Source organism: Nonomuraea sp. PA05, assembly GCF_008086045.1.
In the GTDB taxonomy this organism is placed as follows: Bacteria; Actinomycetota; Actinomycetes; order Streptosporangiales; family Streptosporangiaceae; genus Nonomuraea; species Nonomuraea monospora.
On the sequence record NZ_VSEY01000003.1, the window covers coordinates 15,348 to 29,206 of the forward strand.

14 protein-coding genes are annotated in these 13,859 nt (G+C 70.6%); 8 read left to right on the forward strand and 6 right to left on the reverse strand.

The window, feature by feature from the left end; all coding sequences use genetic code 11:
- Window positions 1-53 precede the first annotated feature (53 nt).
- A complete protein-coding gene (locus FXF51_RS05175; protein WP_148433107.1) occupies window positions 54-851 on the reverse strand; it encodes a hypothetical protein in 798 nt (265 codons plus the stop codon).
- Window positions 852-1,499: 648 nt separating this feature from the next.
- On the opposite strand from FXF51_RS05175, the gene FXF51_RS05185 reads away from it, so the two are divergent.
- A complete protein-coding gene (locus FXF51_RS05185; RefSeq protein ID WP_222871134.1) occupies window positions 1,500-2,705 on the forward strand; it encodes a sensor histidine kinase in 1,206 nt (401 codons plus the stop codon).
- Window positions 2,706-3,004: 299 nt separating this feature from the next.
- On the forward strand, window positions 3,005-3,682 hold the full coding sequence (locus FXF51_RS05190; protein WP_262379336.1) for a response regulator: 678 nt from the start codon (window positions 3,005-3,007) through the stop codon (window positions 3,680-3,682).
- A 164-nt stretch (window positions 3,683-3,846) separates the two neighbouring features.
- On the opposite strand, the gene FXF51_RS05195 is transcribed toward FXF51_RS05190, so the two are convergent.
- Entirely contained in the window at window positions 3,847-4,446 is a 600-nt protein-coding gene (locus FXF51_RS05195) for a dihydrofolate reductase family protein (protein ID WP_148433108.1), read from the reverse strand.
- On the opposite strand from FXF51_RS05195, the gene FXF51_RS63645 reads away from it, so the two are divergent.
- On the forward strand, window positions 4,424-4,858 hold the full coding sequence (locus FXF51_RS63645) for a DUF6980 family protein (RefSeq protein ID WP_411268345.1): 435 nt from the start codon (window positions 4,424-4,426) through the stop codon (window positions 4,856-4,858). The two genes, FXF51_RS05195 and FXF51_RS63645, sit on opposite strands and share 23 nt — an antisense overlap.
- A 209-nt stretch (window positions 4,859-5,067) precedes the next feature.
- Here the strand turns inward: FXF51_RS63645 and FXF51_RS05210 are convergent, their stop codons facing one another.
- Entirely contained in the window at window positions 5,068-6,615 is a 1,548-nt protein-coding gene (locus tag FXF51_RS05210) for a carboxylesterase/lipase family protein (RefSeq protein WP_148433110.1), read from the reverse strand.
- Between the two features lie 123 nt (window positions 6,616-6,738).
- Between FXF51_RS05210 and FXF51_RS05215 the strand changes: the two genes are divergently transcribed.
- From FXF51_RS05215 to FXF51_RS05230, 3 genes are all read left to right on the forward strand, one after another.
- A complete protein-coding gene (locus FXF51_RS05215; protein WP_148433111.1) occupies window positions 6,739-7,314 on the forward strand; it encodes a TetR/AcrR family transcriptional regulator in 576 nt (191 codons plus the stop codon).
- A 100-nt stretch (window positions 7,315-7,414) separates the two neighbouring features.
- Entirely contained in the window at window positions 7,415-10,312 is a 2,898-nt protein-coding gene (locus tag FXF51_RS60525) for a WD40 repeat domain-containing protein (RefSeq protein ID WP_187414192.1), read from the forward strand.
- Between the two features lie 118 nt (window positions 10,313-10,430).
- Complete coding sequence (locus tag FXF51_RS05230; RefSeq protein WP_148433112.1) at window positions 10,431-10,850, forward strand: VOC family protein; 420 nt, start codon at window positions 10,431-10,433, stop codon at window positions 10,848-10,850.
- Here the strand turns inward: FXF51_RS05230 and FXF51_RS05235 are convergent.
- The 3 genes from FXF51_RS05235 to FXF51_RS05245 form a co-directional block, all read right to left on the reverse strand.
- Window positions 10,795-11,457, reverse strand: a complete 663-nt coding sequence (locus tag FXF51_RS05235; RefSeq protein ID WP_148433113.1) for a TetR/AcrR family transcriptional regulator — start codon at window positions 11,455-11,457, stop codon at window positions 10,795-10,797. The two genes, FXF51_RS05230 and FXF51_RS05235, sit on opposite strands and share 56 nt — an antisense overlap.
- Window positions 11,458-11,473: 16 nt before the next feature.
- A complete protein-coding gene (locus FXF51_RS05240; RefSeq protein ID WP_148433114.1) occupies window positions 11,474-12,142 on the reverse strand; it encodes a DUF4166 domain-containing protein in 669 nt (222 codons plus the stop codon).
- Window positions 12,143-12,232: 90 nt separating this feature from the next.
- The gene (locus FXF51_RS05245) at window positions 12,233-12,856 is read right to left on the reverse strand and encodes a hypothetical protein (protein WP_148433115.1); all 624 of its coding nucleotides are present in this window, start codon (window positions 12,854-12,856) and stop codon (window positions 12,233-12,235) included.
- Window positions 12,857-13,019: 163 nt separating this feature from the next.
- Between FXF51_RS05245 and FXF51_RS05250 the strand changes: the two genes are divergently transcribed.
- Both FXF51_RS05250 and FXF51_RS05255 read left to right on the forward strand, forming a co-directional pair.
- On the forward strand, window positions 13,020-13,334 hold the full coding sequence (locus FXF51_RS05250) for an MmcQ/YjbR family DNA-binding protein (protein WP_411268348.1): 315 nt from the start codon (window positions 13,020-13,022) through the stop codon (window positions 13,332-13,334).
- Between the two features lie 11 nt (window positions 13,335-13,345).
- Window positions 13,346-13,837: a GNAT family N-acetyltransferase gene (locus FXF51_RS05255; protein ID WP_262379300.1), complete on the forward strand. Its 492-nt coding sequence runs from the start codon at window positions 13,346-13,348 to the stop codon at window positions 13,835-13,837.
- The last annotated feature ends 22 nt before the right edge of the window (window positions 13,838-13,859 follow it).

Sequence of the window (13,859 nt, forward strand, 5' to 3'; positions counted from 1 at the left end):
CGGTCGCGCGGGGGGCCGCGCCCGTCCGCTGGGTCTGTCCCGCGGCTGAGGCGCTATCCGCGTGGACCGTACGCCGCGGCCAGCGCGGTCGTGACGACGCAGACGGCGATCCAGCCCAGGGCGCGGTTGGTGGGGCGAGGCCCCGCGCGTAGCGTCTGGATCCCGAACGGTACGAGCGCCACGCATAGCCCGGCCGCGGCGATGATCGACTGGGGGACCTCTGTGCCCTTGAGGGTGCCCAGCGCCAGCATGGACATGAGGCCGAGGGCGACCGCCCGGCCCACCCCCAGGGCGCCTGAACGGTAGGCGGCCACCGCCAGCACCACCCAGCCCAGGAAGGCCGGTGCGGACAGGGTCTTGAACGGGTGCCACGGCGTGTCCCGCCACGACTGGTAGTAGTCGCCGATGGCCTCGACCATCGTCTGCGTCCCCAGGCTGTCGGTCAGGTGGAAGGAGAGGTGGTCGGTGCCGAACTGGAACGTGCGGGTGAACAGCCCGAACATCACCAGGCCGCCGCCCCACAGGGCCCATGACGGGTGGGTGGCGGCGATCCGCTGGGCCAGGGCCATGACGCCCGGCCACAACAGGACGACGCCGAACGCGAAACAGGCGTAGGCGGTGGTGATGAGGGTGGGGTGGCTGTCGTACGCGGCGAGCTGGTCGGGGTAGAAGAAGTGGAAGCGGATGCGGAGGAGGATGCCGGTCAGGAGCAGGACGGGGGCGCACACCAGGGAGATCCCGCTGATCCAGCGGCCGGGGAACGGGTGGTTCTGCTGGTGGTAGGCCGCTGCGTTGGCGGCCTGCCGGGCGCTGTCCGCTCGGCGCCACCGTCGGAATCTGTCCTTGATCATCTTTCGCTCCGTTGCTGGTGGGGGTTAGAGGTGCGGGCCGGTATGTGGGGCGGCCCGGCTGCTGGGCGTTGGTCTTTCGGCGCTGCCCGTCGGGTTGGGTCTGGTGCCGTCCGGCTCGTGTGGTGCCGTCCGGCTCATGTGGCGCCATCCTGCTCGTGCGGTGCGGTCCTGCTTGTGTGGCGCGGTCCGGCTCGTGCGGCGTTATGTAACTTGTGTGGTTTTGCCTACTCTGTGTGGTTCTGTCCGGCTTGTGTGTGGTGCCATCCGCTGTGCGTCGCCGCCCGCTTGTGCGTCCCGCCATCGGCCGTCGGCCTGGGCGCCGCCGTTGGCCTGGGCATCGCCATCGGTCTGGGCGCCGCCATCGGTCTGGGCGCCGCCATCGGTCTGGCGCCGCCGTTGGTCTGGGTGTCGCCGTCGGCCTGGGCGTCGCCTGCGGCTCGGGTGCCGTCACATCGGTGTCGTCACGGCGAGGCGCCGGGGTAGTCGTCGTACTGGGCAGCCATCGTGCCGGGCGGACCACAGAAGGCGCATCCAACCAAGGTCAGATCTCCAGAGCGAGAAAGCCCCCAGCTACGACCACGGTCGGACACCAAATCTCCAACCCTGGTCAGATGCCCCTCCCAACACCCCCGCGATACCTTTCTCCGCATGACGACCCCAGCCCAACGACAGGCGCGGCGAGTGATCGCCGAAGCCGGGGCGGCAACAGCGTTGACCCTGCTCCTCGGCTACGCGCTCGTTGACCCGCCGGGCCCGTCCTCCTGGCTGCCGACGTGGGCGGCCTGGCCGATCGCGGCGGTCATGAGCCTGCCGGTCGCCTTCCGCCGGCGATGGCCCCAGGCCATGCTCATCGTCGCGGGCACGGCAGCCGTGCTGGCGACCGCCGCCGGCACCGTGGCCGCCGGCGCCATCTGGGTGTCGTTCATCCCCACCGCACTCGCGCTCTACCTGGTCGCCTCCACCGCCTCCCTCACCCGATCAGTGGCTTCCCTGGCCGGATGCCTGACCGGCGCGGCGATCGCCGTGTCCGTCTTCTACACGCAAGTGCTCCCGTCCCTGCCACCCGCCCTCGAACGCACCGAGTTACCCCCGTACTGGCCGGTGGAGGGCGGCACGATCGGCGTCTTCATGAGCGCCGCGTGGGGCGTCGGCGTGATGGTCCGTCGCCAGCGGCACCTGGTCGCGCGCCTCGCCCACCATCGCGCCGAAGCCGCGGTGGCCGACGAACGCCGACGCATCGCCAGAGAGCTCCACGACATCATCGGGCACAGCATGAGCGTGATCGCGGTCAAGGCCACCGTGGCCAACTACGTCGCCGACCTTCACCCCCAGGAGGTGCGCGCCGCGATGACCGTCATCGAGCAGACCAGCCAGAGCACGCTCACCGAGATCCGCCGTGTGCTCGGCCTGCTCCGCTCCGACGGCGACCCGCGCGACACCTTGGCCCCCGTGCCCGGCCTGGCCGACCTGTCCGAGCTGGCGGATCAGGCGACGTCGGCCGGGGTCGACGTGGAGCTCAAGGTGCCCGGGGACGCGGCGCTGCCTTCCGCGGTGGCCCTGTCGGCGTACCGGATCGTGCAGGAGGCCCTCACCAACGTCGTCAAACATGCAGCCCCCACCCGATGCTCGGTCACCGTGGCTCTCGACGGCGGCCAAGCGGTGATCGAAGTGCTCGACAGCGGCCCTCGGGCACAACGCGAGCCACGATCGGCGTCCTTGGGCGGCCACGGTCTCATCGGGATGCGGGAGCGGGCCTCGATGTTCGGCGGCACACTCACCGCCGGCCCCCACGCCGAAGGCGGCTTCCACGTGGTGGCCCGCCTGCCCTACGACCGGGCGGAGGCCGCAGCCTGAAGCCGCTGGCCTGGATATATCGATCCAAGCCACAGCTTGAGGCCGCGGGTTTGGATGTATCGATCCAGGCCACAGCTTCAGGCCGCGGGCCTGGACGTATCGATCGGTTCTCCGGCACCGGACGCGTCGGTCGACTGGGCTGGTGTGATCAGTTGCGGCAGGGCTGTGATGATCGGTCAGGGTTCTGCTGGTGTGTGATGCGGAGCCGGGCCGAACGGGCAGTCGGATGCGTGAAGCGTGGATGTGGGTGAAAGGTGAATCGCTTGGAGACGGAGGCTCAGCCGGGTGAGGGCTCGTCCATCAGGGTGCTGCTCGCCGAGGACCAGGTGCTGTTGCGTGACAGCTTCAAGATGCTCATCGACAGCACACCGGGAATGGTGACCGTGGGCGAGGCAGGCACCGGCAGCGAAGCGGTGCGGCTGGCCGGCCAATTACGCCCCGACGTCGTCCTCATGGACGTGCGCATGCCCGAGATGGACGGCATCGAGGCGACCAGGCGCATCTGCGGTTCTGCGCAGGGCGCCGGCACCCGCGTGCTGATCCTCACCACCTTCGACCTCGACGAATACGTGTACGCCTCGCTGCGGGCCGGTGCCAGCGGTTTCCTGATCAAGAACAGCACGGCCGCCGAGCTGCTCGGCGCGATCCGGGTGGTGGCCGGTGGGGAGGCGCTGCTCGCGCCGACCGTCACGCGCCGGCTCATCGGGGAGTTCCTGCAGCGGTCCGAGCGCGTCCCGGCAGCGGCCCGACCGCTCGATGGGGTCACGCCCCGCGAGCGCGAGGTGCTGATGTTGATCGCCAAGGGGTTGTCCAATCGCGACATCGCAGAGCACCTCCACCTCACGGTCGGCACGGTGAAAACCCACATCGGTCATCTGCTGGCGAAGCTGCAGGCTCGTGATCGGGCCCAGCTCGTGATCGCCGCGTATGAGGCAGAGCTGGTCACGAGCCCTGCCCGGGACGGTCGAGGCTCCTGATCTCGGTGTATGAAGCGGAGTTGGTCGCGAGCTGTGCTTGGGGTGGTCGGGGCTTGTGATCGGGTGTAGCTCGTGTTCTCGGTGTATGAAGCGGAGCTGGTCACCAGCCCTGCCGGGACGGTCGCCGGTGACGACCTTCGCGGCAGGATCCGGTGACACCCGGCTCACCGGACCACTCGGTACGTCAGGTGGGTGACGAGGCTGGTGCCGGTGGGGGTGCCGAGGGGTTCGAGGGTGATGTCGCCGACGTTGTGGAGCAGCCGCTCGCCCCTGCCGAGGATCACCGGTGCGACGTGGAGCCGCAGCTCGTCGATCAGGCCCGCCGCCAGGTACTGGTTGACGGTGGTTGCGCCGCCCGCGATGGCGACGTCGCGGTCGCCCGCCGCCTCGCGAGCCTGAGCCATCGCCGACTCGATGCCGTCGGTGACGAAAGTGAACGTCGTGCCGCCCTTCATCGGCAACGGCTCGCGCGGGTGGTGGGTGAGGACGAAGACCGGCGCGTGGTATGGCGGCTCCTCGCCCCAGTAGCCGTTCCAGGTCAGGTCCCAGTCGCCGCGGCCGGGGGTGAACATGTTGCGGCCCATGATGAACGCGCCGGCTGCGGTGATGTTCTCGATCACGGTGGCGTGCTGCTCGGGCTCGTCGAACATCCACTGGTGCAGACGGTCGTCCACGCCGTCGCCGAAGGGCTTGTCGAGGGTCTGGTTGGGGCCGGCCACGAAGCCGTCGAGGGACATCGCCATGTCGCAGGTGACCTTGTTCATCTCGCTACCTCCTGTGGTGTCGGCGCCGCCCGTCTGGCGCCGCCTTCACCGTGTGGTCGGAGCCGGACGGCCGTCTTCTACATGCCGGTGGAAATTTGTGGTCGCGAAATTTGCCGGGAGCCAGGGTGGTCTGGATTGGCGCCGCTGGACGGCGGAGGAAGGGCGAGGAGCGCGGGTGAGAGGGCGCATCGGACGTTTGGCGGGGCATTGTTGCGCGGACATGGCGGGGCATCTGGAGCATCGTTGTGAGACGCATGCGGATCCCTTTGACTGCCCGAACGCGGTGGTGGTGTACGTCGCCGAGTCTCGCAGCTACGTGCTGCCGGTGCACGACGGTGGGAGCAGCTTCATCGCCATCCGGTACTGCCCGTGGTGCGGGGTGAGGCTGCCGTCGCCAAGCGGAGGGGAGTAGCCGGGGCACGAAGGCAGCAGTTCGTCATGGCGTCAGCTTGCGTGAGCGTCAGGGTCGTGCAGGGCGTCGGGGTCGTGCAGGGCGTCGGGGTCGTGCAGGGCGTCGGGGTCGTGCAAAGCGTCGGGATCGTGCAGGGCGTCGGGGTCTTCGTGAGCCGTTTGGGCACTCGGGGAGCAGAGGTGGCGTAGGGGCGGGGCGTGGCTGGGGTGTCAGTTCATGACGGTGGTCCAGAAGCGGTACTGGTGATCCTTGACGAAGTCGGCCCGCTGCCAAGCTCCACCACTCAGCGACTGCACGTACCACCCCGCCTGGCCGCGATCGTCACGCAGACGGGGCCACGCCTGCTCGCCGACGCCGCCGTTGGGGTCGCCGGTGCGGGCGAAGCGGGTCCAGGTGGCGATGAGCCGGTCGGCGAAGGCGGACTGCTGGGGTGACAGCTTCTCGAACAGGGACAGGTCGAAGAGGTACGGCAGCTCGGCCATGTGCTGGGCGGCGGCGGGGAAGCTGGGCTTCGGGTAGCCCGCGTACCAGGGGGTCTGCTGCTCGGCGAACTCGAACATGCGGGTGGTGGTCCAGCGGGACAGAGCGCGGGCGGTGTCGAGGGTCGGTGTGGACCAGGTCGAGTCGGTCTTCACGGCCGCCAGGGTCCGGCCGGCGGAGCTGCCGGGCGGGTAGCGGCGGAGGACGGCGGCGGCGTTGCGGCCGTACGCCTGCTTGATGGCAGGGCGGTAGTCCTCGGCGGGCATGGGCTTGCCGGTGGCCAGCTCCAGGCCGAGGATCATGCCGTTCTCCTCGTCGTGGTTGACGCCGACGAGGACGGGGACGCGGTTGAAGCGGCCCGTGCGCAGTGACTGCTCGACCGGGAGCGGGAGGGAGGGGCTGCCGCTGTACGGGCGGGGCTCGCGGTTGGTGCCGTAGGCGTCCAGCAGCTTGGAGATGGGGAGGTCGCGCAGGCAGCTCGCCACGTCGGAGGCGTCGGCGCAGCCGGTCTTCTTGATGACGTCGGTGCTTTCGGCGAGGGCTGCCGCCTTGGTGCGGGAGGCGTCCCCGCAGGGGGCGCTCTGGATGATCGCTCGCTGGAACAGCCCCGCGGAGGCGGGGGAGGCGAGGTGGCCGCAGACGGCGAAGCCGCCGCCGGACTGACCCATGATCGTCACGTTCCCGGGGTCGCCGCCGAACGCCGCGATGTTGCCGCGTACCCAGCGCAGTGCCGCGCGCTGGTCGTCGAGGGCCAGACTGCCGGAGTCGGGCAGTGACGGGTGGGTCAGGAAGCTGGTGACGCCCAGGCGGTAGTTCATGGACACCACCACGGCGCCGCCTGCGGCCAGGCGTTCGGCGCGGTAGAGGTCGCCCATGCCGTACATGAGGCTGCCGCCGTGGATCCAGACGATGACCGGTAGTTTGTCGCGCTTGCCGGGCTGGGTGGGGGTGGGGGTGGTGACGTTGAGGTTGAGGCAGTCCTCGTGGGGGCTGGGCTTGCCGATGGGGTAGCCGGCTGGTTGTGCGCACACGTTGCCGGGCTTGGTGGCGTCCCGGGTGCCCTGCCACGGGGTGATGGGGGTGGGGGCGGCGAAGCGGGTGGCGGTGGCGTACGGGATGCCCTGGAAGGTGCGGGCCTGGGGGCCGGATGTGCCGCGGACGGCTCCGGTGGTCGTGGTGACCACGGTGGGGGTGGTGGCTGCCTGAGCGGCCGGTGCGTACGCGGTGAGGAGGGCCAGGCCGAGGCCGGCCGATGCGAGCTTCGTCGTCTTGTTCATGTTCGTCTCCGTGTCGATCAAGCGATGGCAGGACCATAGCGCGGATTTGCGCGATCGCGCAAAGCGAACGTGCAAAACGAGCGCATCAAACGGTCGTGCTAATCTGTTGGTACGGTGTGTCGCATGGGAAACCGTGAAGACCTGCTCGCGAGCGCCAAGCGGTGCCTGCGCGAGAAGGGTTACGACCGCACCAGCGTCCGCGACATCGCCACGGCGGCCGGTGTGAGCACCGCCGCGATCGGCTATCACTTCGGGTCGCGGGAGGCGCTGCTCACTCAGGCGCTGTTCGGGCTGCTCGACGAGTGGGGCGACAGTCTTGGCCGTGCGCTGGCGCCTGAGCCGGGTGATGACGCGGTGCGGGCGTTCGAGCGGATGTGGGAGGGGCTCGTCCGGCAGTTCGCCGAGCATCCGGATCTCTGGCTCGCGACGGTGGAGCTGTTCCTGCAAGGTCGGCGGCAGCCCGAGTTGGCCGCGCGGGTGGCTGAAGGGATGGCGGAAGGCTGGCGGGGGATGGGGGCGATCCTGCAGAGCGTGCCGGAGGAGAGCGTGTCCGAGCGGTCCGCCCGGACGCTGGGGATGGTGCAGACGGCGTTGATGTCGGGGGTGATGATTCAGAGTCTGGGGAATCCGGCGAATGCGCCTACCGCGGCTGAGGTGCTGGAGGGGGTGCGGGCGTTGGCGAAGCTGGCGGGGGCGTGAGCTTGAGGGGCCCGGTTGGTTCGTGGGCCGAAGGGCTCGGGGTCAGGCTATCCACCGGATCTCCGGACAATCTGAAGATAGTTCAGTAAGGTCGCCCGCTATGGCGATCACGAACCCATCGGCCGATCCGGGTGCGTTCCTGACGACACTGCGAGCGACGGACTGGGCGGCGTTCGAGCCGGCCCGCGACCTCCCACCCCTGCGTGCCGCGCTCGCCCAGCTGGAGCAGACGCACGGGATCACCGAGGCGCACCGGTTCGCGACCGAGCGAGTCAGGGAACTGGGCGCGGTGCTGCGGCATCCCGACGGGCATCCCGCCCAGATTCACGGGCACGCGTTGAGCCCGTGCGGGCGTTACCTCGCGATCGGGAGCTGGTGCGGCGACGACTACGACCGGGGCGGTGTGCTGCAGGTCTGGGAGCTGGCCGGCGCCCGGTGCGTGAACGTGCTCGGCCAGATCATGGGCGGGGTGGGCTGGCCCGGGTACACGCGGACGGTTCAGTGGTCGGCCGATGGGGAGCGGCTGGCGCTGGCGTACAACACGAACGGGGTGGGGGTGTGGGATCCGTTCGGTGAGGACTCGGAGCCGTGTGCTGAGGCTTATGTGACGGACGGCGGTTCGCGTCCGCCCGGGTTCGCCTTCGCGCCCGATGGCATGCGCGCCTACATCGCGACGGGGACTTCGTACGAGGTGATGGGGTGTGTCGCGCCGCTGGACGAGGGCGAGGTGTACGAGATCGCGGGCGAGGACGGCGAGGACGGCGAGGACGGCGAGGATCGTGAGAGGGTCGCGTCGCCGTTCACCGCGCCGCTGCCGGAAGCGGTCAAGGCGCTGCTGGGCGGCGACGGGCTCTTCGTGCGGGAGGCGCACTGGTCACGCGACGGCCGGCGGCTCTACGGGCACGCCCGCGGCTGGGCCTGCGCCCTCGACGTCGCCGACGGCCGGGTCCTGTGGTTCACCCAGGCGGGCGTCGGCAGGGACGCGCCCACCTGGAGCAGGGACGAGAAGTACTTCGCCCACCAGCTCCACGGCCAGTTGCTGGTGGGCGACGCCATGACGGGCTGGACGGTGGCGACGCTGCCGGGGCATCCGGGCGCGTCCGAGCTGTCGTGGGGCGCGTACGGGGCCGTCACGAGGCTGGCCGTCGTGGTGCCGGAGGGCAACGACGCGAACGCTCGTCCGCATGTCACCGTCTACGACCAGGGCAGGCACCGCTACGACCTCGATCTGGCGCTCCTGCAGCTCGCCCCCGACGCGGACGGCGTCGCGTGGGCGTGGTCGCCGGACGGGCTCCACGCGGCGGCGCTGACGGCGCGGGGCCAGGTGGAGGTGTGGAACCTCGGGGACGTGCCGGGCCTGATCGGGACGGTTGAGGCGCCGGCGGGTGCCGATGGCGTGCTGTGGGGCGCCGACGGGGTGATCGTGGTCGTGGGTTCCGCCGGGTTGCGCTTCTTGCAGGCGGCCACCGGGCGGGTCACCGGGGACTTCGTGTTTCTGCGCACGCCGCCCGGGCCGCGTCCGCTGGAGCTGGATGACGGGGTGGACGTCGGGGAGGAGGTGCGTGACGAGGAGGGGGCGAGCATCGATCCGACGTTCGCGCTGGACGACGAGACGTGGGCCGTCGCCTTCGAGACCGGGCAGGTGATCGTTCCGCCCGACCGCGTGCACGCCCTGGACGGCGCGCTGGCGTGGACGGTGGAGCGACGGTTCGGCTGGCCGGTGCGCTGGGGCGGCCTCGCCACCGCGCCTGGAGCCACCGCACCCGGAGCCGCCGCGCCTGGAGCCACCGCACCCGGAGCCACCGCACCCGGAGCCGCCGCGCCTGGAGCCGCCGCACCGGGCGCCGTCGTGCCGGGTGTCGCGGGCCTGGAGATCGCGCCGGACGCCGCCACCGCCGCCGACCGCTTCGGCCCGCCACTGAACGAGTACCTGGCACCGTTCCGCGACCACACCCCCACGGCGGACGAGCCCTGGCCCCCACCCAACACCTTCACCCTGGACGACCTCTTCCGGACAGCACTCACCTCGGTGGCATCTCTCCACAACGGCTGGGACCACCACGTGAGCCAGAACCTGCGCCACGCGGCCAGGCTCAGGGCACGCCTCGGCCAGCCGGACGGCGCGCGTCCGCTGCTGGACGCGATCCCCAGCCCGGACGAGCAGGTGCGGGGCCGGGCCGAGGTGGCGATGATCCTGGCAGCCGCAGGCCGTAGGCAGGACGCGCGGACGTTCTTCGACGGCGACGAAGCCCAGGTGGAAGAGGTGCTCGACGAGTACAACGTGGCGTTCGTGGCCTCGTCGGCGGCCGGCGCGTACGCGGCGATGGGGGATCCGCGTGCCGAGGCGTGGTTCGAGCGCGCGCGGGCGGCGATCGAGCCCGAGACGAACCCGGGCGAGCACCGCCTGGCCGTCGCGTGGGCGATGATCGAGTGCAGATGGGAGCAGGAGGGCCGGGCCCTGCTGCGGGAGGCCGACGGGGCGCCCTCCACCTTCTCTTCCGTGCCGCTGCTGGCCTACCTGATCCTCACCCGGCGGGACCACATCGCCCGCGAGCTGATCCCGCTGAGGGACGCGGCGGCGGAGGAGTGGCAGCCGCAGGGGTGGTTCGACGGGTGGGAGGCGGTGGAGGTGTTCGCGCGGCTGGGCCGTCCCGATCTGCTGCGCGAGTGGGCGCAGGTGTACGGCGACGGTTACGCGTACGAGGACCACCTCGCGCAGGCGGAGACGAACGCCCGGCGCGATCCGGCGCACGCCCGGCCGAGTGAGGGGGAGCTGGCGGCGCTCACCGACGCGTACGCCACGCTGCGGAAGACGCCGCGGACGCAGCGCGAGCATCCGACGCAGCTCCTGGCCGTGCAGGCGGCCGAGTGCGGCCACCTCGGAGCGGCGCTGAGCCTGATCGAGCGCCTGCCGCGGGACGACTTCAACGGCCGGGCGTCGCACGCGTTCCGCGCCTTGTGGATCGCCGCCACCGGCCTGGACGTGGAGCCGTGGTGACCCGGAACGGAGTGTGAATCGACCCTTTCCGGCAAGTGGCCATTTGCCGGGCGATGAATCATGAGGTGGACAACAGGGATTCGACCATCAGATATTGGAGGCAAAGCGGAGGTGTTGTATGCACGCACGCCTTGACCATCTCGTCTGCTGGGTCTCCGACCCTGGCGCGTCCGTGGACTTCTATGAGCAGGTCGTCGGCCTGCCCGGGGTCCGGGCGGCGGAGTTCCGCGACGGGATGGCGCCCTTCCCGAGCGTACGGGTCTCGCCCGAGACCATTCTCGACCTGATGTCGTTCGAGGCGATGCGCGGCGTGGACGAGGGCACCGGGGTGCGGGGCAGCGCCGGGCACCCGATCAACCACCTGTGCCTGGCGGTCGGCAAGGAGGACTTCGACGCGCTGCAGATGCGGCTGAAGCAGCACGGCGTGGAGATCACCGGCAACGGCGCGAACTCCTTCGGCGCCCAGGGCATCGCGCCCGAGACTATGTTCTTTCCGGATCCTGACGGGAACGTGATCGAGGTCCGATACTACGAGTGAGCCTGGCCCTGACGGTCCTGCGCAGCACGGGGCCCAGGTCGTCCAGGACGGTCACCAGCGTGGCCAGCTCCTCCAGCGCGTCCAGGGCCTGGGCCGCGCCGTCGGCGTCCACGCCCTCGTACAGCTCCAGCCCCACGAAGGCCGCCGCGGTCGCCTTGGCCAGCCCGCTCACGTCCACGAACTCCGCCAGCGGCGAGGCGGCCAGCACCCGGCCCAGCGTCTGCTCCACCTCGGCCGTCCACAGGTTGAGGCCCTTCACGACGGCCTCGGCCAGCTTTGCGTCGGTCTGGCCGCCGGCCAGGAGCTGGGCGAGCGCCGCGACGCTGCCCTCCGTACGCTCCTGCGCGTGCAGCTCGCGGCCGAGGTCGAGCAGCTCGCGCAGGGACGTCACGGCGGCGAAGCGCTCGCGGTAGAGGGGGACGCGCTGCCGCGAGCCGTGCTCGCAGGCGGCGGCCAGGAGCTGGTCGACGCTGCCGAAGTGGTAGAAGACGAGAGCCTGGTTGACGCCTGCGGTCGCGGCGATCGTACGGGCGGAGGCGCCGGCCATGCCCTGCGTCTTGAGCGTCTCGAGCGCCGCGTCGAGCAGCTTCGTGCGGGTGTCGGCCACCGGGCTCCCTCGTCGATCACAGGCGGGCCACCTCCCGCCTGGGCCTCACGCTAGCGGGAACGCCGTGCTCCGCGACGTCCACGTAGGAGACGGTGAAACTGCCCCAGTAGCCGAAGATCCGGCCGAGCAGCGGGTTCGACACGGTCACCGCGATGGTGAAGCGGCCGGCCCTGTCGTCGTACTGCTCGGTGACCACGGCCGTGCCGGTGGCGGCGGCCGGGATGCGGACGGCCAGCGGGCCCTCCAGGAGGCGTTGCGGGCCTGAGCGGATGACCAGGCCGCCGCGGTCGTCCACGGAGAGGTGCAGCGGGGTGGCGATGTGCTGGTGGGTGCCCAGGTAGTCGATGACGCGGGCGCCGGCCTCGTCGTAGATCATGGTCGCGTCGAAGCGGCTGAGGGGGAAGGTGCGCGCGAAGGTGACGGTCTCGCGGCCGTACGAGTCGGCGTACGGGTAGTTCTCGATCAGGAACGGGATGTCGCGGCCGGTGTCCGTGACGAGGATGTTCCTGAGGGTGCCGAGTGCCAGGAACGGGCGCACGACGAGGCCGGCGTTCCAGACGCGGCGCATGACCCCCTGACCTATGCAGGCTTCGCCGCTGTCGAGGCCGACGCCGAAGCGGCGCTGGAGCTGGGGGTGGAGGCGGCCGAAGTCGGGGCCGAGCGCGCGCTGGAAGATCGAGGGCATGGTCGCTCCCGTGGGTGCTCGATGGGGTGGCGCAAGGGGTGCTCGATGGGGTGGCGCAAGGGGTGCTCGGTGGTGTGGCGCTGGGGATGCTCAAGGGGATGCTTGGTGCGGTGGCGCTGGGGATGCTGCAGGGGGATGGCGCAGGCAGCGGCGGGCCGCGGGGGTGCCGGGCAGGGGCGGGAGGGCGACGGCGAGCGTCGCCACCGCCAGGGCGGGCAGCAGTCCGAACAGCCAGGCGGTGAGGGCGGCGGCGGCCGTCCTGCCGGCTGCCTCCGCCAGTGCCTGGAGGAGGGTGCGCGCGGGTGGCCTGCCGGTCTCCAGCCACAGGCGTAGCCGGTCGAACGACCAGGCGGTGACCCACCACATGAGCCGGGGCGGCAGCACGTGGGGGCGGTAGTCGTAGGAGGTGAGGAAGCGGACGCCGGCCGCTGCCGGGAGGTAGCGCCAGTAGCCGGCGCCCGCGCGGATCGGGGAGAGCGGGTGGGCGGAGCCGAAGCGGAGTGCTGAGGTGCACGAGCCGTCGGCGGCGTGCCGGTCGCCGGTGTGGACGCCGATGCCGCTGACGCCGAGCGTCGAGTAGCGGAACCGCTGGGCGGTGACACGTTCGATGCGGCCGAATCGCAGGTCCCAGCGCTGGTGCCGGGCCGGGTCCTGGGTGGCCTGCCACAGCGCCTCCATGTCGGCCCTGATCAGGATCTCGATGTACAGCCGCATGACCCCTCACCCCCTTTTTGAGCGATCGCTTAAAAGGACTATAGGCGCATTTGAGCGCTCGCTCAAGACGCTCGGAAGTGTCGGTCGGTTCTGGTACACAGGCGGCATGGGTGTCAGCGTCGATGAGTTCCTGAAGCTGCTGGACGAGCTGCCCGACGTGCGCATGAGCCACGGCGGCGAGTGGGTCGGCCTCAAGGTGCACGACAAGGGCTTCGGCTACCTGTGGGAGGCCACCGAGACCGTCGGGCTCAAGGCGACGATCGAGGAGCAGATCGCGCTGGTCAATGAGCGGCCCGAGGTGTTCGAGGTGCAGTTCACGGCCGGGCGGTTCGGATGGGTGGTGGTGCATCTCGACAAGATCGACGCCGAGGAGCTGTTCGAGCTGATGGCCGAGGCGTGGTCTCTGACCGCGCCCAGGCAGCTCGTGGACGACTTCGAGGCGACCCACCCGATCGGGAAGAAGGTGCAATCCGGGTAATCTCCGACATTGTGACCGCTCTGAACGTCCGGCTGCGGGAGTGGCGTGAGGACGACGCTCCCGTTGTGCTGCGCGCCTTCCAGGCCCCTGACTTGCGTACGCAGGCCCCCTGGCCCGTCGTCACGCTCAAGGACGCGTCCGGGTGGATCGCGTCGTGGGCCGGGGTGGGGCATGCCTTCGCCGTGCTGCGGGGGGAGCGGGTTGTCGGGAACGTGGCGGTGACCAAGCTCGACACGCACGGCAATGGGTGGGTGTCCTACTGGGTGGTGCCTGAGGCTCGGGGGCGGGGGGTCGCGGTGGGTGCGACCGAGTTGCTGGCGCGGTGGGCGTTTGATGAGCTTGGGCTTTATCGGCTGGAGTTGGGGCATCGGACGAACAACCCGGCTTCGTGTCGGGTCGCTACGAAGGCCGGGTTTCTGTCGGAGGGGATCGAGCGGGGCAAGCTCTGTTACGAGGGTGTCCGGTACGACGTGGAGCGGCACGCGCGCCTGGCGACCGACTGAACGTGCCCGCGGATCGGGGGTG

Coding starts and splice junctions, on each gene's coding strand:
- FXF51_RS60525 (WP_187414192.1), top strand. CDS start 7,415: ATGGCGATCACGAACCCATCGGCCGATCCGGGTGCGTTCCTGACGACA.
- FXF51_RS05215 (WP_148433111.1), top strand. CDS start 6,739: ATGGGAAACCGTGAAGACCTGCTCGCGAGCGCCAAGCGGTGCCTGCGC.
- FXF51_RS05250 (WP_411268348.1), top strand. CDS start 13,020: ATGAGCCACGGCGGCGAGTGGGTCGGCCTCAAGGTGCACGACAAGGGC.
- FXF51_RS05195 (WP_148433108.1), bottom strand. CDS start 4,446: ATGAACAAGGTCACCTGCGACATGGCGATGTCCCTCGACGGCTTCGTG.
- FXF51_RS05240 (WP_148433114.1), bottom strand. CDS start 12,142: ATGCCCTCGATCTTCCAGCGCGCGCTCGGCCCCGACTTCGGCCGCCTC.
- FXF51_RS63645 (WP_411268345.1), top strand. CDS start 4,424: ATGTCGCAGGTGACCTTGTTCATCTCGCTACCTCCTGTGGTGTCGGCG.
- FXF51_RS05210 (WP_148433110.1), bottom strand. CDS start 6,615: ATGAACAAGACGACGAAGCTCGCATCGGCCGGCCTCGGCCTGGCCCTC.
- FXF51_RS05175 (WP_148433107.1), bottom strand. CDS start 851: ATGATCAAGGACAGATTCCGACGGTGGCGCCGAGCGGACAGCGCCCGG.
- FXF51_RS05185 (WP_222871134.1), top strand. CDS start 1,500: ATGACGACCCCAGCCCAACGACAGGCGCGGCGAGTGATCGCCGAAGCC.
- FXF51_RS05245 (WP_148433115.1), bottom strand. CDS start 12,856: ATGCGGCTGTACATCGAGATCCTGATCAGGGCCGACATGGAGGCGCTG.
- FXF51_RS05230 (WP_148433112.1), top strand. CDS start 10,431: ATGCACGCACGCCTTGACCATCTCGTCTGCTGGGTCTCCGACCCTGGC.